The 20,822-nt window shown below is 44.4% G+C and carries 22 protein-coding genes and 1 pseudogene; 17 read left to right on the forward strand and 6 right to left on the reverse strand.

Annotated elements, in window-relative coordinates; translation table 11 throughout:
• The first annotated feature begins 117 nt into the window (after positions 1-117).
• Both P3X63_RS01215 and P3X63_RS01220 read left to right on the forward strand, forming a co-directional pair.
• Positions 118-2,172 carry a BglG family transcription antiterminator gene (locus P3X63_RS01215; RefSeq protein WP_277692320.1) on the forward strand — a complete coding sequence of 685 codons (2,055 nt, stop codon included), beginning with the start codon at positions 118-120 and terminating at the stop codon, positions 2,170-2,172.
• Positions 2,173-2,176: 4 nt separating this feature from the next.
• On the forward strand, positions 2,177-3,898 hold the full coding sequence (locus P3X63_RS01220; RefSeq protein ID WP_277692321.1) for a PTS transporter subunit EIIC: 1,722 nt from the start codon (positions 2,177-2,179) through the stop codon (positions 3,896-3,898).
• Positions 3,899-4,014: 116 nt separating this feature from the next.
• On the opposite strand, the gene P3X63_RS01225 is transcribed toward P3X63_RS01220, so the two are convergent.
• Both P3X63_RS01225 and P3X63_RS01230 read right to left on the reverse strand, forming a co-directional pair.
• On the reverse strand, positions 4,015-5,286 hold the full coding sequence (locus P3X63_RS01225; protein WP_026585644.1) for an MFS transporter: 1,272 nt from the start codon (positions 5,284-5,286) through the stop codon (positions 4,015-4,017).
• A gap of 221 nt (positions 5,287-5,507) precedes the next feature.
• Positions 5,508-6,392, reverse strand: a complete 885-nt coding sequence (locus tag P3X63_RS01230) for a LysR family transcriptional regulator (protein ID WP_077735832.1) — start codon at positions 6,390-6,392, stop codon at positions 5,508-5,510.
• Between the two features lie 206 nt (positions 6,393-6,598).
• On the opposite strand from P3X63_RS01230, the gene P3X63_RS01235 reads away from it, so the two are divergent.
• From P3X63_RS01235 to P3X63_RS01250, 4 genes are all read left to right on the forward strand, one after another.
• Positions 6,599-7,732 (forward strand): ATP-grasp domain-containing protein, encoded by a 1,134-nt coding sequence (locus P3X63_RS01235; protein WP_256860251.1) that lies wholly within the window; start codon positions 6,599-6,601, stop codon positions 7,730-7,732.
• Positions 7,716-8,939, forward strand: a complete 1,224-nt coding sequence (locus tag P3X63_RS01240; RefSeq protein ID WP_026585647.1) for an MDR family MFS transporter — start codon at positions 7,716-7,718, stop codon at positions 8,937-8,939. Before P3X63_RS01235 ends, P3X63_RS01240 begins: the two co-directional genes overlap by 17 nt.
• A gap of 69 nt (positions 8,940-9,008) precedes the next feature.
• Entirely contained in the window at positions 9,009-9,257 is a 249-nt protein-coding gene (locus P3X63_RS01245; protein ID WP_077735831.1) for a sigma-G-dependent sporulation-specific acid-soluble spore protein CsgA, read from the forward strand.
• A 16-nt stretch (positions 9,258-9,273) separates the two neighbouring features.
• Positions 9,274-9,465 (forward strand): YbxH family protein, encoded by a 192-nt coding sequence (locus tag P3X63_RS01250; RefSeq protein WP_026585649.1) that lies wholly within the window; start codon positions 9,274-9,276, stop codon positions 9,463-9,465.
• Between the two features lie 248 nt (positions 9,466-9,713).
• On the opposite strand, the gene P3X63_RS01255 is transcribed toward P3X63_RS01250, so the two are convergent.
• Together P3X63_RS01255 and P3X63_RS01260 are read right to left on the reverse strand one after the other, a co-directional pair.
• Positions 9,714-9,989: a hypothetical protein gene (locus tag P3X63_RS01255; protein ID WP_277692327.1), complete on the reverse strand. Its 276-nt coding sequence runs from the start codon at positions 9,987-9,989 to the stop codon at positions 9,714-9,716.
• A 53-nt stretch (positions 9,990-10,042) separates the two neighbouring features.
• Positions 10,043-12,094: a thioredoxin domain-containing protein gene (locus P3X63_RS01260; RefSeq protein WP_277692329.1), complete on the reverse strand. Its 2,052-nt coding sequence runs from the start codon at positions 12,092-12,094 to the stop codon at positions 10,043-10,045.
• A 282-nt stretch (positions 12,095-12,376) separates the two neighbouring features.
• Here P3X63_RS01260 and P3X63_RS01265 point away from each other — a divergent pair, with 282 nt between their 5' ends.
• The 9 genes and pseudogenes from P3X63_RS01265 to P3X63_RS01305 all read left to right on the forward strand — a co-directional run bounded on the left by P3X63_RS01265 (position 12,377) and on the right by P3X63_RS01305 (position 17,596).
• Positions 12,377-12,724, forward strand: coding sequence for a sulfurtransferase (locus P3X63_RS01265; protein ID WP_077735869.1), 348 nt, complete (start codon positions 12,377-12,379; stop codon positions 12,722-12,724).
• On the forward strand, positions 12,714-12,974 hold the full coding sequence (locus P3X63_RS01270; RefSeq protein ID WP_026585655.1) for a metal-sensitive transcriptional regulator: 261 nt from the start codon (positions 12,714-12,716) through the stop codon (positions 12,972-12,974). The genes P3X63_RS01265 and P3X63_RS01270 overlap by 11 nt, the downstream gene beginning before the upstream one ends.
• Positions 12,975-13,099: 125 nt before the next feature.
• The gene (locus tag P3X63_RS01275) at positions 13,100-13,582 is read left to right on the forward strand and encodes a DsrE/DsrF/DrsH-like family protein (protein WP_277692331.1); all 483 of its coding nucleotides are present in this window, start codon (positions 13,100-13,102) and stop codon (positions 13,580-13,582) included.
• 24 nt (positions 13,583-13,606) lie between these two features.
• Complete coding sequence (locus tag P3X63_RS01280; protein ID WP_026585657.1) at positions 13,607-13,975, forward strand: rhodanese-like domain-containing protein; 369 nt, start codon at positions 13,607-13,609, stop codon at positions 13,973-13,975.
• Positions 13,976-14,043: 68 nt separating this feature from the next.
• Positions 14,044-14,613, forward strand: a complete 570-nt coding sequence (locus P3X63_RS01285; protein ID WP_277692334.1) for a sulfurtransferase TusA family protein — start codon at positions 14,044-14,046, stop codon at positions 14,611-14,613.
• Positions 14,576-15,743 (forward strand): annotated as a pseudogene (locus P3X63_RS01290) (MBL fold metallo-hydrolase). The gene P3X63_RS01285 and the pseudogene P3X63_RS01290 overlap by 38 nt, the downstream one beginning before the upstream one ends.
• Positions 15,744-15,768: 25 nt before the next feature.
• The gene (locus P3X63_RS01295) at positions 15,769-15,996 is read left to right on the forward strand and encodes a sulfurtransferase TusA family protein (protein ID WP_277692336.1); all 228 of its coding nucleotides are present in this window, start codon (positions 15,769-15,771) and stop codon (positions 15,994-15,996) included.
• Between the two features lie 61 nt (positions 15,997-16,057).
• On the forward strand, positions 16,058-16,834 hold the full coding sequence (locus P3X63_RS01300) for a sulfite exporter TauE/SafE family protein (RefSeq protein WP_277692338.1): 777 nt from the start codon (positions 16,058-16,060) through the stop codon (positions 16,832-16,834).
• A 219-nt stretch (positions 16,835-17,053) separates the two neighbouring features.
• The gene (locus P3X63_RS01305) at positions 17,054-17,596 is read left to right on the forward strand and encodes a cupin domain-containing protein (RefSeq protein WP_026585661.1); all 543 of its coding nucleotides are present in this window, start codon (positions 17,054-17,056) and stop codon (positions 17,594-17,596) included.
• Between the two features lie 270 nt (positions 17,597-17,866).
• On the opposite strand, the gene P3X63_RS01310 is transcribed toward P3X63_RS01305, so the two are convergent.
• The gene (locus P3X63_RS01310) at positions 17,867-18,220 is read right to left on the reverse strand and encodes a winged helix-turn-helix transcriptional regulator (RefSeq protein ID WP_277692340.1); all 354 of its coding nucleotides are present in this window, start codon (positions 18,218-18,220) and stop codon (positions 17,867-17,869) included.
• Positions 18,221-18,317: 97 nt separating this feature from the next.
• On the opposite strand from P3X63_RS01310, the gene P3X63_RS01315 reads away from it, so the two are divergent.
• On the forward strand, positions 18,318-18,980 hold the full coding sequence (locus P3X63_RS01315) for an MBL fold metallo-hydrolase (protein WP_026585663.1): 663 nt from the start codon (positions 18,318-18,320) through the stop codon (positions 18,978-18,980).
• 39 nt (positions 18,981-19,019) lie between these two features.
• On the opposite strand, the gene P3X63_RS01320 is transcribed toward P3X63_RS01315, so the two are convergent.
• Positions 19,020-19,739, reverse strand: coding sequence for a MerR family transcriptional regulator (locus P3X63_RS01320; protein WP_026585664.1), 720 nt, complete (start codon positions 19,737-19,739; stop codon positions 19,020-19,022).
• Positions 19,740-19,889: 150 nt separating this feature from the next.
• Here P3X63_RS01320 and P3X63_RS01325 point away from each other — a divergent pair, with 150 nt between their 5' ends.
• Positions 19,890-20,762 (forward strand): alpha/beta fold hydrolase, encoded by an 873-nt coding sequence (locus P3X63_RS01325; protein ID WP_077735817.1) that lies wholly within the window; start codon positions 19,890-19,892, stop codon positions 20,760-20,762.
• The last annotated feature ends 60 nt before the right edge of the window (positions 20,763-20,822 follow it).

The raw sequence follows: 20,822 nt of genomic DNA on the forward strand, positions 1-20,822 counted from the left end.
ATTGACATAGGTGCTGGATCAAGATGGATATATTGACGTTTACATGATCTTCATGTGATGGTGGGTAAATATGGAATTTACGAACGTTGAAACGCGCTTAAGAAAGGAGCGGTCACAATGGAGCAACAAATTGTTATGAATTCACGGCAAAAACAGATCATCCATCGTCTGCTCCATGTAAGCAATCCTGTCCCGTTAAAAGAAATCGCCGAAGACCTGAATATTAGTGTCCGTACGGTTCAGCGGGAAATGAACGCCATCAAAAACATTTTGAAACACTATCAGCTTCATATCTCCAAAACATTTGGCATGGGAATGGTTCTGAAAGGAGAAAAAGCGAAGAAAGAACGTCTGGCATCTGATCTTGATTTTTTCTTTGAGATGAAGGACTATTCTCCGGAAGAACGAAAGCAGGGGTTAATTTGTGATTTGTTAAAGCTGGATGAGCCTGCGAAGCTGTTTGTTTTCAGCCGCCAATACCATGTGTCAGAATCAACGATCAGCCATGATCTCGAAAAATTAAAAGCATGGTTCGCTTCTTTTCAAATTCAGCTTCATCGTAAACCGGGCATCGGGGTGTACATACAGGGAGAAGACATGGACATACGACAAGCGATTGCGGCTGTGCTGCTTGAACAAATGCTTCCCGAAGCGTGGATTGAGCTGTTTCATAAAATGGATCATGCGAAAACGTGTGTAAAACAGCTGTTGCCTGATCGCTATCAGCGGCTGATCGACATTGAGCTGCTTCATAGAGTGCATCGTGTCATCACAGGTGTACTCTCACAAGAAGGCGTCCGGCTCGACGAGAGAGACATGCTTCATTTAAGCATTCACCTGGCACTTGCGATTACCCGCTGTTCGGGACGCCAGATCGAACACAATCGAACACTGCCGGTGGGTTACCCGCTGACCTCTCATGTGCTGAAGCGCATCGAAGCTACCTTTGATATTCAACTGTCACCAGACGACATCAACCATGTTAAACATCATTTGGCAGGCGTGGAAAAAGAGCAGCAAACCGTTAAGATCGATGACGCGTTTGCGGCCTATCTCACACAGCTTTTTATTTTGAAAACAGAGGAAGCGCTCCAAGAACCGTTAATGAATTCCTCTTTGCTCGAAGGACTGAAAAACCACTTGCGGTCTGCCTTGACACGCATCATAGGAGGACTGGCGATTCATAATCCGCTGCTGCGGCAAATTCAAGAAAAATACAAGCCCGTCTATAACGCCTGTGAACAAGGCGCCAAGGTCATCGCCGCGGAAATCGGCACACCCGTTCCCGATGCGGAAATCGCGTTTTTAACATTGCATATCGGCGCCTCTTATTACGACAGGCAGACGAAACAATCGGAATGCAGGGCGATTGTGGTCTGCGCAAGCGGTTTTGGCACTTCCCGCTTTATATCCGCTAAATTGAAAAAAGAAATCAGAAATCTTGTGATTGTTGATATCGTCGCTTCTCACCAGCTGGCAGAGTGGCTGAATGATCATGATACCATTGATTTGATTATCTCGACCATTCGTCTCGACCAGATGAAGGAAAAGACGGTCGTCGTTTCGCCTCTCTTAACCGATAAGGAAATCGGCCTTTTACAAAACCGCATCGCCAATTGCCGTCATGATAAAACAAACGTCAACAGCCCGATCGATGTGAATAAGGAGATGAAATATCTGCAAACGGCGGCATTTGGAGAGGGGATGCTGCAGATTTTCCGGCATTTTTCCGTCAGTTCGATCAGCATTCCGCCTAAAGTCCAATTTGAGATCAAGCGCCACCTTGATGTTTCCGATTTGCCTCTGGAAAACAGCTCTGTTTTTGTCGAGGATTTACAGAAACGGGAGGGAAAAGGCGGATTTATCGTGAATAAATTGGCTGTGCTTCATACTCGATCAACGGGAGTTTGGAGTTTATTTGTGCAACTGATCCGCTCCGATCGGCCGCTTTTTTGGAATGGGAAAGAAGCAGACGCTATTTTGGTGATGGCCGGTCCGGCGGATGCACCGGCCGAGCATTTTGCGGCATTGGGCGAAATCAGCCAATCGTTTATTGATGAACAGCATATCGAGGTGTTTTTAAAAGGAAGTGAAGAAGAGGTGAAACAGCAAATCAAACACACACTCGTCAAAGCATACAAAACAAGACTTCAGCATATTGGGGAGAAGTAACAGCGTGAAAAAGATATTCAGAATGTACAGCGCCGTCGTCTATCAAAACATGATTCTTGTGATCACAGCGGGAGTCGTCAATATAATGTTTGGCGAACACGGGTGGCTGCCGCTTCCCCGATTCGCCCCTGTCATCGACAGCCTGTATCTTTTTGTCATCCCGCTCATTTTTGCATTCACCGGAGGCAGAATGGCGGCAGGGCAAAGAGGCGGCATTGCGGCAGCGGCAGCCACGCTCGGGATCATTTTGTCCAGTGATCTTTCGATGATTCTCGCCGCTATGCTTTTTGGTCCGTTGTTTGGCTGGCTGTACAAGTATTGCGAAAGATGTACACAGAACAGATTTCCGATTGGAACGGAACTGCTGGTCAGCCACGTGACGGGTGCGTTTTTGTCGACCGGGTTTTTGCTTTTCTGTTTTTACGCTGCCGGTCCGTTTTTAAATACCGCGATGACACATTTTTATCACTTGGTGCTGACTGTGGCAAATTCTATATGGCTTCCGGCAGCCGCTCTTTTGATTGAACCGGGAAAGGTGCTTTTTTTAAACAATGTGATGAATCACGGCCTTCTTGGGCCGCTCGGCATCCAGCAGACGAAAGAGCTGGGCAAATCCATTTTCTTTCTGCTTGAAGCTAACCCGGGACCGGGATTAGGCGTGCTCATCGCCTGTCTTTTCCGTCTTAAAAAGGAAGAGTGTCTGGCGTTAAAAACAGCCATTGGGATTCATGCCATCGGCGGCATCCATGAGGTTTATTTTCCATACATTTTAAAGCGCCCCTTGCTCTTTCTGCCGTTAATCGCAGGCGGCGCGGCGGGCACCGCTGTGTTTTCTTTATTCAACGCGGGACTGGCTTCCACCGCTTCCCCGGCAAGCGTGCTGCTTATCTTATTGTTATCACCAAAAGGGGATATACTGTCTGTAGCTGCTGGCATGGCCGTTTCCTGTGCAGCCTCATTGATGTTATCTATACTGATTTTGTCCCCTTCAAGACATCATGATGAGCCGATGTCATCCGACGATGATGAGCCGGTTCCTGCACGTCACCCCCGGAAGCTGATTGTGACATGTGATGGCGGACTTGCTTCAAGCGCGATGGGCGCCGCTATTTTAAAAAAGCTTACAACCCGTAAATATCCGAATTTGCAGATTGGCTATGCCGCCATCCATCAAATCCCCCAAGATGCGGATGTTATCATCGGACAACAGGAACTAAAGCCGGAAGTGAAAAAATACAATCCTAATGTTCCGTATATCGGCCTTTTGTCATTGGCTGATGAAAGAGAATATGACAAGGTCCTTTCATATCTTGCGCCAAATCGTGATGAACGGCTGATCCTGCTGAAGCAAACAGCCGAAACAAAAACGGAAGCGATCATGATGCTGGGTGAATGCATGCAGACCCTCGGCTTCATAAATCGTACGGACGGAACGCTGGAAAAATATCCCGTTCTCAGAAATGGAGCGGCTGTTTTCCGCAGTTCCGGCAAGACGGCGGGACTTGTGATCATCCAGTTTCCCGAAGGGGTTTATTTTAAAGGCGCGCCGGTTTATCTGCTGATCGGACTTTCTGGGAGCAGCCCTCAACAGCTTCGTGCGGCGAATGAAATCAAGGCGGTGTTGTCAGATGAAAGCATCAGCAGCCGATTGCGGCATACCGACGACAAGCAGGAGATCCTGAAGGCGTTTCGGCCTTTTTTCCTGCAAAGTTTTTCTAAAACATGATACGGACAATCTGACAGACGCTGTTTTTCGTTTTGTATAGCATCCCAGCGTCTGTTTCATTTGTAAATGTCAATAAGTAGTGACCAGTGTCCTGACGGCGCCGTCCCCCGCACAGGCTAGGCCTTTGTTTCTCTTATACAGTCTATCTGCTGCCGTGTCGGCTGTTCAGACTCCGGCAGGGTGATAAAAACAGTCAAAATCGAGCTGATAACATAAAGGATGGCCAGCACCCAAATGACCCCGGCCGAGCCGATCGTTCCGATGAGCAGCCCTACAAGTGCAGGCCCTACAAAAACAGGCAGGCCGGCGCCAAGATTCAAGATGGAAATCGCGGCACCTTTTTCTTCTTGAACAAGTGAAGGAACAAGTGCGGACAGCGGGACATAACCGGCCAAAGAAGCCCCCCAAAGCATTCCGGCTATCGTGATCATGACGATATTGCCATTCGTCCATTCCGGTGAATAATATAACAGCAACGTAGAAATGGCTGCCGATACGCCGCCGAACCAAATAACGGTATTCCGCCATCCCAGCTTGTCGCCGATGACGCCAAAGCAAACATTGAACAAAATATTACTTGTGAAAATAGCGCCCCAAATCTGCAGCCATGTTGTTGTGGAAATACCGAAATCCGCCATATGGAGCGGCAAAAAAACCGGAAAGGCAAACTGCGAGGTTGTGTTAATGGTTCTCACGATGCCGCCGAGCAGCACTTTAGGCTCCCGTTTAACAATCGTCACACCTTTGAAAAGCTCTTTTACTTTTTGTTTCGCTGTTGTATCTTTTTTTCGTTCAAGCTTGTCACGGTTTAAGACGAGGGCAAAAAATGCCCCAAGCGTCACCCAAAACAGCGAGCTCCACATTGTGTTTAAATGCCCCATATATATGATGGCCCAACTCGAGTAATATGCCCCAAGCACATTTAATCCGCCTGTAAAGAAAAACCAAAACCACCCTGCGGCCGTGCTGAGTTTTTCTTTCGGGCTGCGGTAGGCGATCCAAACGAGAAACGAATAGGCAAACAGCGGATAGCCGAAGCCGCGTACGGCATATGTCACAAGCATGGTAGAAAACGACAGGTCAGGCATCCCGAACCCGACAAAGCCTATTGTTCCGAGAATATAAAGCAAAAGCCCTGTCAACATTGTTTTTTTCGCACCAAGCGCCTCGACCAGCACACCGGAAAACCAGGAAGAAATCGCGATCGTTACTCCATAAGCCGTAAATAAAGTCGCTGAAAGCTGAACTGTCAGACCACGATCAACCAAATAAGGGCTAAGCCAGCCGATCTCGATGCCATCTCCCATCATAAAAATTAGGATCCCCAAGTATCCCCAGCCGATTTTACTTGGAATGCCGATTTTATCTAAAACATTCTGTGGTTTCATTGCATTCATTCCTCTCCATTACCTCATATTGTTTGCGCTTTCATTGCTAATATTGTAACGTGTTTGCACATAAAGCCGTGCCCATACTTCCGGCAGTTTTGGCGAAGAAACTTGTGACAAAATCAAGCGAGCACAAAAAAACCAATTGCTTGGTACGAACAATTGGTTTCGCTTTAAAACCCATGTCGACTGATTGCAGGCATATGCCAAAAACCTGCCGATTAAGGTGTATACGGAGCGGTTTTCATCATTTGCATAAAGTTAATGGCAGAAGCAGAAAGGTAATCTTCTCTTCTCATGCATAATGAAATCGGATTTTTCAAGTTGATTTTCTCGACATGAACCGTTGCAATATCCCCGCGGTCCATATATTCGTTCACTTCAAGAGCGGAGGCGAACATCACGCCATACCCTTCCATAACCGTTCTGATCGTTTCGTTCAATCCGTTGATTTGTACACCTATTTTTGGTTTGTCTACATGATGCAATGTACATAACGAAATCAATTTCTCCCGGGAAAAACTGCCTTCTTCCCGAAAGACAAACGGTTCTTTCACAACTTCTTCTAATGTTGTGTGCTGTGATGCAAGCTTGTGGTCTTTATTGACGACAAACAGCATGTCATCTTCCAAAAGCAGCGTTCCTTTTATGAAGGGGCCGAATTCCGTTGTTCCGCCGATCAGGCCTATGTCCGCTTCATAGTTGATCAGCTGTTCACAAGCCTTTTGAAAATTCGTGGTCGTAATTTCCACTTCTGTCTTGGGAAATAGCTGTTTAAATTGGCTGATCCATCTTGGCAGCAAAAAATTGGCGGGGAGAAAGGTGGCGGCAATGCGCAGCTTTCCCATTGAACCCTCTTTGACATATGATTCAATTTCTTTTTCAAGTGAAAACAGCCGCTTTGCCTGTTTTGCAAGCTCTGCGCCGGACTGTGTCAACAAGATGCCTCTGCCTTTAGGAACGAGTAAGGTACAATCGATATCGCGTTCTAAATTCTTAATTTGAGAAGTAACGGCCGGTTGGCTGATGTTTAACTGTTTGGCGGCTTGGGTGACACTGCCTGTTTCAGCGACCGTATAGAACAGCCGCAGTGCATGAAGATTCATGTTTCACACCTCTAATCATAAATAAGATTTATGAATATCTAATAAAGATATATTAGAGTTATCTAAATACTTTCATTATTATAAAATTGAAAAACGTCTTTTACAAGAAAGGAGAACCTGTTATCAGTACGCTTATTCTGAATAAAACCGCTTATGGCAAATCTCCGTATGATGTATGGCTGGAGGAACTAGACGGACCGGTGGTGATGCTGACTTCAGCAGACCGTGTGAATGAATGCCGAAATTATGATGTGATCGAAGCGTTTGACGATTATCCGGTGAATGGGTGTATCGAAATGCGCGCTTTGGAGCTGAATGAAACGTATCACTTTAAAACGATTATTGCCTCATCGGAATTTGATATGTTGAGAGCGGGGAAGCTGAGATCGCTTTTGGGGATAAAAGGGCAGTCTTATGAAAGCGCCCGGCTGTTCCGCAACAAAGTGTTGATGAAAGAGCATGTTAAAAAAGCGGGTGTAAGGGTTCCTGATTTTAAGAAAATCGACTCGGCCGCCGACTTATCTATGTTTGTTCAAACGTTCGGTTTTCCTGTGATCGTAAAGCCTGTCTACGGCTCAGGATCTGTTGATACAACCGTTTTGAGGAACCGGCAGGACATGTGGGATTTTCTTGCGAAAGGTCTTCCCGATCATCTGGAGGTTGAGGTGTTTATCGAAGGAGATATGTATCATATAGACGGCCTCATTTTAGGAGGAGAGACTATCCTGAGCTGGCCGTCCCGTTATATCAACGGGTGTCTGGCGTTTCAAGAGCAACAGTTTTTAGGCAGCCTCCAGCTTGAACGGAAAAATCCGCTCACCCGCCGGTTGACTGATTTTGTTCAAAAAGTGCTTGATGCCCTGCCTGTTCCCGAGACGACAACATTTCATGCTGAAGTATTTCACACACCGGACGATGAGTTGGTGTTCTGCGAAGTGGCCAGCAGGACAGGCGGCGCTATGGTGCGTGAAGCAACTGCGCAAACTTTCGGCTTTGATATCAATGAAGTGTGTGTCAAAGCGCAATGCGGCCTGGACTTTCATATTCCCGAGATGAACAACGGTCCGCGTCATTTAAGCGGCTGGCTGTTGATTCCTCCAAAAGACGGCGTGCTGAAAGAAATTAAGGCTGCTCCGTCAGCCGGCTGGTTAGCAAAACAACACATTTCCGCTCAACCCGGGGACAGGTTTCACGGCTCATCCTCCAGTGTAGATGCGATTGCAAGCTGCCTGGTTACCGGGCGCACAGAAGCTGAATTGAGCGGCAGCATTGACCGGCTTGCAATGTGGTTTCAAGATCATACCGTATGGGGAAAAGCTTCTGATGTTTACACAATTTAAAGCATTCAGCCGCCTTCATCCGCTGATCCGGTTTTTGCTGATAGGCACGCTTGTCACGAAGGCGGCTAAGTCGATGACAACGCCGTTTTTGGCGCTCTATCTGCATATGAAAACGGGAGCTGATTTTGCAGCCATCGGGCTTGTGATCGGTTTAGGCTATTTTTCAAGCACTGTAGGAGGGGTAGTCGGAGGAGCGCTTTCAGATAGAGTCGGCAGAAAAAAGGTGATGCTTTCAGCGATTTTCATCTGGAGCTTTGTGTTTATTTTTTTCGGGCTTGTCCATGATTTCATGTGGTTTTTATTGTTAAACATGTTAAGCGGGCTGTGCCATTCGTGTTTTGAACCTGTATCTAAGGCTTTGATGGCCGAGTTATCGGAACGGGAAATGAGATTCCGCATCTTCTCTTTGCGGTATTTGGCCATCAATATCGGAGCCGCAGTCGGCCCTTTATTGGGAACTTATTTCGGTTTTGCCAAAACAGGAGCTCCGTTTATCATCACAGGTCTTGTCTATTTTGGCTATGCTGCATTTTTGAGCGTAATGATGCGGCACATCACGGTGGAAGAGACAAAAACCGCTCCGAAGCCAGTTCGGGCAAGTTCCGTTGTGAAAACGTTAAAGCAGGACAAGGCACTTCGCTTTTACATAGCCGGTGGCATCCTTTTGTTGTTCAGCTACTCGCAAATGGAAAGCACTTTGCTGCAGTATTTGAATCACGACATTGCAAACGGGGTTAACATCTTTTCGGCTTTAATCACCTTAAACGCGGTTACCGTCATCCTTTTACAAGTTCCGCTCACCCGTTTGTTTGAAAAGTACAAATCCTTAACCACGATATCAATAGGAACCGTTTTTTGCATTTTGGGGTATATCGGATTTTCTGTCGCAAATGGCTTGATTTTTTTCATGTTTTCGATGTTTGTCCTGACAATCGGCGAAATTTTATGTTTCCCTTCAATGAATGTCCTTTTGGATGAGCTGGCTCCAGATCATATGAAGGGCGCTTACTACGGCATGCAAAATGTGTACAACATCGGCGAGTTTTTAGGGCCGTGGCTGGGTGGGATGATTCTTGGCTTGTACGGAGGAAAGGTCATCTTTCTCATTGCCGCGTTTTCAGTCTTCTTGGCTTTAGGCGCTTACCATATGGGAAGGAGAAAGTTTTTATCTGCACAGCATCATGGTGTATCGCCTTTTTCTTATTGAAAATTTGCGCCGCTCATGCATGAATCATCACGAATTCACCCAACCTAAAGGAAAAAAGGAGATTGAATCATGGATACCACATTAGGCTACCTCCGGGAATCGCTGTCCAATCATCTTGAGCATGACACAGGACAGAGCATTTACAGAAAAATCGCCTCCCAGCAATACGCGAATGAGGAAGAATTCGTCAGACACTTGGATGAGCGCGAAATGGCTTTTCTGAATAAAGTGCTCGAACATGAGATCACATATGCGCTGAATGAACAGGATCACAAACGGACGCAAGAACTAAATGAAGTGTATGAACTGCTGTTTTGAAAGGCGGGCCGAATAGATGGGAGCGATCGAAAGGAACGGCTATACATTTGAACCGGAGTACAGTGTCACAAGGCAAAACGGAGCGATTCACGTGTACCGGCGCGGGGAGTTTGTCGAGGAGATTCCGTTTGATTTTCGCGGGGAATTTCCGGAGCATGATTTGATCGAAGAGCTGGTGAATCATTATTGTTATGAGAATAAGATATAGCAAAAGGACTGCCGTCGGGATACGGCAGTCCTTTCAGCGTGTCGACAAACCCTCGCATCCGTTGTCAGGCCTGCGCTTCGGTGCTCACGAATTACAACATTCGCTCCGCTCCGATGCTCGGCCTTCCTAGACTGCAAGGGTTTTCAATCACGCTGAAGGGAAGACAAAATCCTAAAACTTTAAACCGTTTAAGGATTTTGTCAACAATCTAAAAGGACTGCCGTGGTGATACGGCAGTCCTTTTATGCTTATTTTTTCTTTTGATCATAATAATGGACCGGATACATCGATCCTTCCGAAACCATCTTATTGTCCTCAATATCCTGCGGAGACGGGTTTCCTGCTTTCTCGACCGGGAATGAGGTTTTTTCTTGTTTACCCGAGAAATAAGGGATTTTTTCTTTTGCGTTTTCGATGTACGCTTTCAGCTTTTGGCGATTGGCCTGATCCTTCAACATATACACGGTGACTCCGGCGATAACGGTTGGAACTGCGAGACGTGACATGACGTTTTTTTGCTTCATGCATACAAAACCCCTTTCTGGTTTTTAAATGCTATTCCCATGATCACCGTCTCTTAAACGGAAAGGAGCCGGTTCAGCGCTTCGCCTATATCAGTCGTCGGCTGCTGGCAGGCGAAGTTTTCGCAAATATAAACCGTTGTTTGGCCGTCGACAGCTTTGTATTCTGCCGCGAATTCGGCAACGCCTTTAAAATCATCCGGCGATTCCGCGGCCAGGATGGCGTAGTTCGGCTGAAAGGCCTGCTGCAACGCCGTGATGATTTTTTGCCGTGCCGGGTCATCTTGTTTTCCAAGCACGACAATTTCTTTTTGCGGCATCACATGGCTTAACAGGCTTTGGAGAAAGTTTGTATGGCCGCTCGGGTAGGATGAGATGTCACCATAAAATGCAGAAAACATTTTCGTAACCTGGTCGATTAGTGACAAATCGCCCGTCAGCCGTCCGAGCCGCAGCAGCTGTACGGCCGCGACGCCGTTTCCGGAAGGGAGGGCGCCGTCGTATACTTCTTTATCCCGGACGATTAACGCTTCGGCGTCGCTTCCGGTGAAATAAAAGCCGCCATTCTCTTCATCCCAAAACAGCCCGGTCATGTCTTCGGCCAGTTCTTTTGCCTTCCGCAATTCATTCAAATCGAATGATGCTTCATACAATTCGAGATATGCCCACAGCAAAAACGCGTAGTCGTCGATGAAACCTTTATGTTTAACTTCACCGTCGCGATAGCGCACCATCACCCGTCCGTCTTTGATCAGCTCGCCTTCGATAAAAGAAGCGGCGGTCCGCGCCATATCAAGGTATTCCGGCATCTCGTACACCTTCGCCGCTTTGGCGAGGCCGGCGATCATCAAGGCGTTCCAGGATGTCAGCACTTTATCGTCAACATGCGGGTATGTCCGGGTCTGCCGTTTTTCAAACAGTTTGTTTCGCGCTTCTTCAAGCTTTTCTTGAAGCGCTGCATCTGTTATGGAGAACTCGGCCTTCACATCTGCCCATCTCGTATAAATCAAGTTCGGAATATTGTGCCCCTCAAAGTTGCCTTCGGGTGTGATATTGTAGACGGCACAGTACAAGCGGCCGAGGTCGTCTCCGAGCGCTTCCAGGATTTCGTCTTTTGACCATACATAATACTTGCCTTCTACACCTTCCGTGTCGGCATCAAGCGCTGAATAAAAAGCGCCTTTGTCATCGGTCATTTCCCTTTGGACAAAGGTGATGATCTCTTCGGAAATTCGGCGGTACCGTTCGTTTTTCGTCAATTGATAGGCCTCTGTATAGGCGATGAGCAACAATGCATTGTCATAGAGCATTTTTTCAAAGTGGGGGACGAGCCATTCGTTGTCGGTCGAATAGCGGGCGAACCCGTAGCCGATATGGTCGTAGATGCCTCCGTCCGCCATGCTGTCAAGCGTTTTCGTGACGCTGTACAAGGCGTTTTCTTCCCCGCTGTATTGGTGGTAGCGAAGCAGAAAGGACAGCATATGGGGAATCGGAAACTTCGGCGCGCTGCCAAAGCCGCCGAACGCCGCATCAAAGCTGTTGATCATCTGTTGATACGTGCGCATGAGAATATCCTCGCCAAGTGACTCGCCGCCTTCGCTTTTCGCTTTGATTCTTAAATTGTTGGCCGCCTTTTCGGCGATGTCTTCCACATGATCGCGGTTTTTCGCAAACGTATCAGAAAGCTGCTTCAATACTTCGACAAACCCCGGTCGGTTAAAACGGCTTGTCTTCGGAAAATATGTACCGGCATAAAACGGCTTCTGCTCAGGCGTCAAAAAAACATTCAACGGCCAGCCGCCCTGCCCCGTCATCATCTGGCAGATCGTCATATAAATCGAATCGACATCAGGCCGCTCCTCGCGATCGACTTTAATGGAGATAAACTTCTCATTCAAGAGCTTCGCGACTTCTTCGTCTTCGAAGCTTTCGTGGGCCATGACGTGGCACCAATGACAAGTCGAATAGCCGATGCTCACAAGAACCGGTTTGTTCTCGCGCTTCGCTTTTTCAAATGCTTCTTCACCCCAAGGATACCAGTCAACGGGGTTGTGGGCGTGTTGGAGCAGGTATGGGGACTTCTCATCGATCAGTCTGTTCGTTGGCATGGGGTCACCTTCTTTCATTGTTTTAATTTACCACACTTGGATAAAAAAATACCATGAATGCATAAATGAACTCGCAGGAACCTTTTAAAAAATCAGTACCAGTTAAATGGGCTAAAGCAGGTATGGCGACTTCTCACCGATCAATCTGTTCTTGTATCTATTCAAAAGGAAAAACCTTCACACTTGACCACAATACCCATTAGGGTATATCATGTTCGTGAACAAAAATTCGTTCATAAGGTGGTGTGTTAAATGAGTTATTTGCTGATCCCGCTCCCGTTCATGATCATCTTTGATGCGTATAGACGTTATGATCCTGTTAAAGGAATTGCTTGTATCAACAGGGATGAATTAAAGAGCTTGGACATGACGATCTTGGATATTCGTCATTATCATGATACATCCAACTACTCTGATGCTGCACTTTTACACATTCCCTATGCGTATTTAAAACGTTATTATTTAGATATTCCACAAGATAAGATACACATAATTGCTGGGGATAGGGTAGAATTAAATTTAGGAGTGCGTTTTTTAAAACGCAAAGGTATTCATGTGCATAGTTATGAGGTGGCAAAATGCAAATGTATAAATCAATCAAAGAAAGGATTTCTGCGATATGGAGTATAATCAACAGATTAAAAACCGTCTGCGCCGGATAGAAGGACAAATTAAAGGTGTGTTGACGATGATGGAACAAGAAAAAGATTGTCGAGATGTTGTGACCCAATTGGCAGCATCACGAAATGCCATCGACCGTGCGTTGGGTGTGATTGTCAGCACCAACCTTGAACACTGTGTTCGTGAAAGCCTGACAAAAGGAGAGGATACAGAAAACTTAGTCAAAGAGGCTGTTGAGTTATTGGTAAAGAGTCGATAAAAAAATTCATCAGCCTATATGGTTGACGGATTTTTATAAGCGTTATAAAATACCCGTACCGGTATATGCATATATTTTTTGAATCAAATATACCCCGTAGGGTAATTAGAGATAGGAGGAGAAGCATGACAGAACAAACAAAACGCACAACAATTGTTTTATTTAGCGGGGATTATGATAAAGCGATGGCTGCTTATATTATTGCAAATGGAGCGGCCGCCTATGATCATGAAGTGACCATCTTCCATACGTTTTGGGGATTGAACGCTTTACGTCAAGAAGAGCTGGTTCCTGTGAAAAAAGGATTTCTTGAAAACATGTTTGGGAAAATGATGCCTCGCGGTGCTGATAAGATGGGTTTATCTAAAATGAACTTTGCAGGTATGGGTCCTAAAATGATGAAAAATGTTATGAAAAAGCATAACGCAATGACATTGCCCCAGTTAATTGAGATGGCTCAAGAACAGGATGTAAAGCTCGTAGCTTGTACGATGACAATGGATCTGCTTGGTTTGCAGGAAAAAGAATTATTAGATGATATCGAATACGCAGGTGTAGCTGCATATTTAGCAGACGCTGAAGACGGTCATGTCAACTTATTTATTTAATTGAAGAGGGGTGGATTCAATCCGATGGATAGCGGAGTCATCATCTATACCTTGCTTATTTTGTTTTTACTATGGATCGTGATTCGGAATTTTTCACCAGTAAAAGGTGTGAAACAAATCACAACGACAGAATTAAAATCAGAGCTGAAAAATAAAGGGAAGCAGTTTGTAGATGTTCGAACACCTGGTGAGTTTCGTACAAGGCATATTAAAGGATTTCAAAATATTCCCTTGTCCATATTGCCTCAACAAACTAGTCAACTTTCGAAAGATCGGGAAGTATTGGTTATTTGTCAAAGTGGCATGAGAAGCATGAAGGCGAGTAAGGTATTGAAGAAACAAGGGTTTAAACATGTCACAAATATAAAAGGCGGTATGAATGCATGGCATTAGACGGAAAAAGATATTTTTTTGACCGGTCATATACCCCCGCCCCTATAAAAGTATGAGGAGGAAATAAAATGATCCAAGCAAATGTTGTATTAAATGCCACAGGCCTAGCCTGTCCAATGCCTATCGTCAAAACGAAGAAGAAAATGAAGGATTTAGAGGCTGGTGACGTATTAGAAATTCAAGCAACGGATAAAGGCTTTACCGCCGATCTAAAAGCATGGGCGAGAAGCTCAGGTCATGAGTATCTAGGTACTGAAACAGAGGGAGACGTCCTTCGTCACTTTCTTCGTAAAGGAGGAGAGCGTTCGCCAAAAAGCGGATCTTCGGTTCCGGAGATTTCATTAGAAGCTTTCAAACAGAAAGTCGAAAGTGCTGAGCCTCTTAACATCTTAGATGTTCGGGAGGCGGAGGAGTATGAAGAAGCTCATATCCCCGGTGCAGCGCATATTCCTCTTGGTGAAGTGGAACAGCGCTCTCATGAGTTAAACAAAGATGATGAAATGTATATCATTTGCCATTCGGGAAGAAGAAGTGAAATGGCAGCACAAACGATGAAAAAACAAGGCTTTAAAAAGTTAATTAACGTTGTCCCAGGTATGCGTGACTGGACAGGTAAAACAGAAAAAGGAGGTATTTAAACATGACCGTACAGGCACTTACCGCAAAAGAAGTGACACAAAAAATCTTGAATAAAGAACCGTTATTCATCCTTGATGTGCGTAATGAAAATGATTTTAGCGATTGGAAGATTGAAGGGCATCATGTTGAGCATTTGAATATTCCTTATTTCGACCTTTTAGATGGCGTGGAAGATATCTTGGATATCATTCCTTCGAATAAAGAAGTACTTGTCGTCTGCGCCAAAGAAGGCTCATCCGTGATGGTGTCCGAGATGCTTTCAGAAGCCGGTCTTTCTGTATCGTATCTTAAAGGCGGTATGAAGGCGTGGAGCGAGCATTTAGAACCGGTAAAAGTCGGCGATTTAAAAGACGGCGGAGAGATTTATCAATTTGTTCGAATCGGTAAAGGCTGTCTATCATACATGGTTTTATCTGATGGGGAAGCCGCGATTATCGATGCTACACGTATGGCGGAGGTCTTTTTAAATTTTGCGAAGGAGAAGGGTGTGACGATTACACATGTGTTTGATACACACCTTCACGCAGACCATATTTCTGGCGGCAGAGCGATTGCCGAAAAAACAAAAGCAACTTACTGGTTACCGCCGAAAGACGCCGAAGAAGCGGTATTCGACTATCAGCCGCTGGAAGAAGGAAATGATGTCGCCATTGGGGATACAACAATTGCGATTCAGCCGATTTATTCTCCCGGCCATACCATTGGCTCCACTTCTTTCATTGTCGATAATCAGTATCTCCTTTCAGGCGACATCCTGTTTATTGACTCGATCGGCAGGCCGGATTTAGCCGGTATGGCAGAAGATTGGGTAGGTGATTTAAGAGAAACACTTTACAGCCGTTACAAAGCGTTATCAAATGAGTTCATCGTGCTGCCGGCACACTTTATGATCATTGACGAGTTAAATGAGGATGGAAGCGTTGGTAAAAAACTAGGGGCATTGTTTGCGGAGAATCACGGTTTGAATATCGAGGATGAAACAGAATTTAGACACTTAGTGACAGACAATCTGCCGCCGCAGCCAAATGCATATCAAGAGATTCGCGAAACGAACATGGGAAAAATCAACCCGGATGAAGAAAAACAGCGTGAAATGGAAATCGGACCAAACCGTTGTGCGATTCGATAAAGACCTAAACAGAGGAGAGATGAACTTGAAATCAGATCAATTATTAGATGCAAAAGGGCTGGCATGTCCAATGCCAATCGTCAGAACAAAGAAAGCGCTGAATGAATTAGAATCGGGGCAAATTTTAGAGGTGCATGCAACAGATAAAGGAATCAAAAATGACCTGGCGGCTTGGTCTCAATCAGGCGGCCATCACCTTTTAGAACATGTAGAAGAAGGCGGGGTCCTGAAATTCTGGATTCAAAAAGGCTAATCAATGTGAAAGGGTATCGAATGAAAAGATGCCCTTTTCCTTTGAAAAGGAGGGAATCCGAATGGATATGGCCTTTGTGATCACACTTTTCATCATAGGATTTATGGGTTCCTTTATCTCCGGAATGGTTGGTATAGGAGGATCTGTTGTGAACTATCCAATGTTATTGTACATTCCCCCTTTAGTGGGAGTCATGTCACTAACCGCCCATGAAGTGTCAGGGATTGGAGCTATCCAAGTTTTCTTTGCCACTATCGGCGGTGTTTTGGCTTATCGCAAGAGTGGAGCTTTACATCAAGCATTAATTGTTTATATGGGAAGCAGTATCCTGATAGGAAGTATCATGGGGAGTTACTTTTCTTATCTCATACCTGAAAAAGGAATTCATTTCATATACGGAATCTTAGGCCTTATAGCTGTTATCTTAATTTTGATGCCTAAAAAAGGACGAGAACATAGAGAAGGAGAAGAAGTCACATTTAATAAATGGCTGGCTTCTTCCTTAGCCTTCATCATTGGGGGAGTATCAGGTATTTTAGGAGCTGGAGGCGCCTTTATCCTTGTTCCCGTTATGTTGTCCGTGTTAAACCTTCCTGTAAGAATCACCATTGCTTCCTCGCTTGCGATTACCTTTCTTTCATCAATTGGCGCAGCGGTTGGAAAAGTAATCACAGGTCAGGTGCTTTTTTTACCTGCTCTGGTTCTTATGATCGCTAGTTTAATTGCTTCCCCTATAGGGGCAAAAGCGGGGCAGAAATTAAATGCAAAATTCCTGCAATGGATGTTGGCTCTTTTCATTTCAGCAACAGTCGTTAAAATTTGGCTGGACTTTTTATAAATTACGTTATGGGAAAAGGAAGGCCGATCCCAGTGCTGGATGGGCTTCTTTTTGCTCGTGTTGATTTGGGCCAATTTTGATTATTGTCTTGGCATTTAGGACAGTTCTCTTCTTTTTTAAAACGATGGTTTGAACAGGTCAATATAAATCTGAGTACATTCCTTTAACCGTTGCATAGGATAATTTCATGACATGTTTAAAACTGTGGGGGATGAAAAAGTGTATTATGCACCTTATCTGTATCCATATTACGTGAATGGAGCAAACTATGACGATGGAAGATTTCCGTACAATGTAAACCAGTTTGATGATTGTCGCTCGTCGAATGGTCATGGAAGACTTTTGTTAACGGACTATGGGTCAAAATCGTTTGTCATTAATATTAATGAAGCAACGAAGCAAAATAACACTTTTCGTACGGCTTTATGGACGGGAACAAATTTACAAGTTACTTTAATGAGTCTAAATGTAGGCGAAGATATCGGTTTGGAAATGCATCCAAACGTTGATCAGTTCTTACGGATAGAACAAGGCCGGGGGATTGTTCAGATGGGCAAGAGCAGTGATCATTTACCCTTTAAAAGAAACGTCTACGATGATTCTGCCATCGTAATACCAGCCGGAACATGGCATAATCTCATCAATACTGGCAACATACCGTTAAAGCTATACTCGATTTATGCTCCTCCTAACCATCCATTTGGTACCATTCATGCAACCAAAGCGGCTGCAGCGGTTGCGGAAGAAGGAAGAAGGCTATAGATGATGGCAATGAAAATAAAGTAGTGTTTGGCGGGATTAGTCAAAGTACTATGAGTTCTTGCAGGGAAAGGGGATTCTCCTGAAAAAGCATCAGCTTGTGTAATCATCTCGTTAAGATTAAAAAATTGTTCAGGTTTTGCCAGTTTGGCAAAACCTTTTGATGTTGTGTTTTTGTCTATATTTCACTTCACGAATATAAGTCAAAGGGAGCGTGGACATGTTGAAAAATAACAGGATTTTACCTTATTGCCAAGTTGTATCATTCGAACTTCAACTATTTTTACTCAAATATTGATTTCCCCACATTCTCATGGCTGCAATAATCGGATAAAGCTTCTCACCTTGTTCTGTTAAAGAATATTCCACTTTCCTAGGTAGAGTATTCTCCACTTTTCTCTCTACAATCCCATCAGCTTCGAGTTCCCTCAGCTGTAATGTCAACATCCTTTGTGTGATGCCCGGTATTAATCGTTTCAGTTCATTAAACCTGATCGGTTGATCAGACAGGATGTCGATGATAATCCCTTTCCATTTCCCGCCTATCATATGTAAAGTCAGCTCCACGGGACAAGCCTTTTTGACTTCTGTACTGCAGACTCCAAAACCATTTAAACGGTTTCCCATATCATCCACCCCTTAAGTCACAAAAATGTGCGTCATTACATGATCCATTCATTTGTATTACATTAATGATATCAAAATGCAAAGGAAGTGGCCTTACTTGAACATGATGCAAATATCAGAACATGTATTTAAATGCGGATTTGTGCTTGATGAGCCTGTTCACTTTCCCATTAATATTTGGTTCATTCAAGATGGTGATGATGTTTATATCATCGATACAGGAACAGAAAAGTTAGCAGATGCTCAAATGCAGGCTGCATTAGCTATTGGAACGCCAAAAGCGATTTTGCTTACCCATGGCCACAGAGATCATATTGGAGGTGCGTCAAAGTGGTTAGAGCAGTTTAATATTCCGATTTATGCACATCAAAAAGAATTGATGTATATCAATGGAGAGGCGCCTTATCCGAATAAACATACAGTGGAAAAAACAGGGGTGGCCAATATTGTCCGACCGCTGACAGAGCAAGCGCTTGATCACTTGCCCATCCAATTTTATTTAACGCCCGGGCATTCTCCAGGGCATGTTGTCTATCATCATGAAATCGACAACATCCTTTTAGCAGGAGACCTTTTCATTACAAGTCAAGAAGATTTACATCCGCCCATCAGAAAATTCAGCGTTGACATGAATGAGAACATAGACAGCGGAGCTGTGATGGATGAAATAAAGCCGGCTCTCATCAGTTCTTCACACGGACAAGATATTCTCTACAATGATGAATTGTATAAAAGATATGTTTTAAGGTATAGAGACTAAAGGAAAAAGAGCAGGTTCAAAAGCCTGCTTTTTATCATATCAGTGTTTTTCAGGTGACGATTTCTTATAAAAGTTCATGTATGTTGTCAACTCCGTGATTCCGATAAATTGAAGCAGCAGCTTGTGATTCAGATTTTCCAGTGCCAATTGAAAGGAACGTTCGATTTGGCCGTAGCTTTGATTGTCTAATTCATCCAAAAGCTGCTTCATGTTTTCAATATAATAAATCGTCTTCCTCAAGCTGCTGATAACTAAAATCTTCCGCAATTCAGATTGCGTAAACATTCTATAACCATTGTCTTGGTTTCTTTCCGAGCGAACCAGCCCTTCATATTCCCAATGACGAATAGCCGAAGTGTTGACACCTGCAATTTTTGCGGCTTCTCCGATACTCATATATTCTTTTAATTTTATATGTTGATATGTTGTAACATCAGCTTTTTGAATCATGGTGAGTATTTCTTCGACTCTTTGCTTTTCCACCTGTATATGGAATTGCTGTTCGTTTACTAACCAAAGGGCTTTTTCAAAATGTCCGTTCTTTATCATACGCATGGCTTGATAAACAACTGGGATGTCATAGCCTTTTAGCAATGCTCTAATTGCCGTAAAGGCTTGAACATGGATCGGTGTATAAACACGGTGTTTTCTTTTCGTTCTCGGTACATTCGGAATCAGCTGCTGTTCTTCATATCTTCTCAAGGTGGTTGTGCTTACATTGAGTTTTTTGGCCATTTGTTTGGGTGTATATGTTTCCATCCCTTCACTCCTTATTTAAAGTAAAACCTTCAAGTGCTACGGCAACATATTTTAAATGAAATCCTATCATATTAAGGGAAAAAAAGCACAAAACCGAAAGATTGCATGAATGTTATATGGTTGTAGTATAACGAGTTGGGAGTGAGATGAATGGAGAAATTCATAAAACTGATCGATGAATCAGACATCAAGGTTGGTTTAGTTGGAAATCCCGGCGGCAAAACTGTCATGCTGCCGACAGCCAAAGAGACCGTATACGGTCAAGAAGCTGAACTTTTAAAGCAGTGGGGAGTAGACCCTGAATTAGGAAAACACTTTGTCGAGGGCCTCTGCGATACTTTTCAAGTGTTGTATTTTGACTATGAAGGCCACCGCCTTCAGCATCCGAACCCGGAGAATCTTACGCCTGAAAACATCGTCAAAGATTTGCTGGCCATTGCTGATAAAATGAACGTTAAAAAGTTTCACTATTACGGATACTCATGGTTAGCTTTAGTAGGATTGCAGCTAGCGATTCGGACAAACCGATTAGAAAGCTTGATCATGGGCGGTTTTCCGCCTATCGATGGTCCGTATCAAGAAATGTTGGCGGTGACCGCTAAAACATACGAACAGGTGTTGTCTCATAAAAATTCTCCTGGATCTAATGAGCAACAAAGCCCCGAACAAGTCGATTGGGATCATGTACAGGTCAAGATTGATGAAAATCAAACGAAACAGTTTTTCACAATGTATAAGCATTTAGCGTCATTTGATGATCGAGCAATTCAGCATCTGCTCACGATTCCAAGACTGACGTTCGCCGGTGAGAAAGACACGATTGTGTATGGAGAAAACTTCGGCAATGTCACCGTCGATATTGCCGGTATCATCCAACAAAATAAACAAGAGCTAGAATCCCTAGGGTGGGATGTGGAAATCTTAAAAGGAGAGGATATGGATCACACGAAAACGATGCAGCCTGAAACGGTGCTGCCATTCATCAAACCTTGGTTGGTTAAAAATTCAAATGGGGGGAGGTGATGTGACATCAGTGGCATTTAGGATAGTTCAATAAACGAGGAGCAGTATGTTAAAGCGCTA

Origin of the sequence: Bacillus sp. HSf4 (genome assembly GCF_029537375.1) — a bacterium.
Lineage (GTDB): Bacteria > Bacillota > Bacilli > Bacillales > Bacillaceae > Bacillus > Bacillus sonorensis_A.

Coding starts and splice junctions, on each gene's coding strand:
- P3X63_RS01215 (WP_277692320.1), top strand. CDS start 118: ATGGAGCAACAAATTGTTATGAATTCACGGCAAAAACAGATCATCCAT.
- P3X63_RS01225 (WP_026585644.1), bottom strand. CDS start 5,286: ATGAAACCACAGAATGTTTTAGATAAAATCGGCATTCCAAGTAAAATC.
- P3X63_RS01230 (WP_077735832.1), bottom strand. CDS start 6,392: ATGAATCTTCATGCACTGCGGCTGTTCTATACGGTCGCTGAAACAGGC.
- P3X63_RS01235 (WP_256860251.1), top strand. CDS start 6,599: ATGCTGACTTCAGCAGACCGTGTGAATGAATGCCGAAATTATGATGTG.
- P3X63_RS01240 (WP_026585647.1), top strand. CDS start 7,716: ATGTTTACACAATTTAAAGCATTCAGCCGCCTTCATCCGCTGATCCGG.
- P3X63_RS01245 (WP_077735831.1), top strand. CDS start 9,009: ATGGATACCACATTAGGCTACCTCCGGGAATCGCTGTCCAATCATCTT.
- P3X63_RS01250 (WP_026585649.1), top strand. CDS start 9,274: ATGGGAGCGATCGAAAGGAACGGCTATACATTTGAACCGGAGTACAGT.
- P3X63_RS01255 (WP_277692327.1), bottom strand. CDS start 9,989: ATGAAGCAAAAAAACGTCATGTCACGTCTCGCAGTTCCAACCGTTATC.
- P3X63_RS01260 (WP_277692329.1), bottom strand. CDS start 12,094: ATGCCAACGAACAGACTGATCGATGAGAAGTCCCCATACCTGCTCCAA.
- P3X63_RS01265 (WP_077735869.1), top strand. CDS start 12,377: ATGATCATCTTTGATGCGTATAGACGTTATGATCCTGTTAAAGGAATT.
- P3X63_RS01270 (WP_026585655.1), top strand. CDS start 12,714: ATGGAGTATAATCAACAGATTAAAAACCGTCTGCGCCGGATAGAAGGA.
- P3X63_RS01275 (WP_277692331.1), top strand. CDS start 13,100: ATGACAGAACAAACAAAACGCACAACAATTGTTTTATTTAGCGGGGAT.
- P3X63_RS01280 (WP_026585657.1), top strand. CDS start 13,607: ATGGATAGCGGAGTCATCATCTATACCTTGCTTATTTTGTTTTTACTA.
- P3X63_RS01285 (WP_277692334.1), top strand. CDS start 14,044: ATGATCCAAGCAAATGTTGTATTAAATGCCACAGGCCTAGCCTGTCCA.
- P3X63_RS01300 (WP_277692338.1), top strand. CDS start 16,058: ATGGATATGGCCTTTGTGATCACACTTTTCATCATAGGATTTATGGGT.
- P3X63_RS01310 (WP_277692340.1), bottom strand. CDS start 18,220: ATGGGAAACCGTTTAAATGGTTTTGGAGTCTGCAGTACAGAAGTCAAA.
- P3X63_RS01320 (WP_026585664.1), bottom strand. CDS start 19,739: ATGGAAACATATACACCCAAACAAATGGCCAAAAAACTCAATGTAAGC.
- P3X63_RS01325 (WP_077735817.1), top strand. CDS start 19,890: ATGGAGAAATTCATAAAACTGATCGATGAATCAGACATCAAGGTTGGT.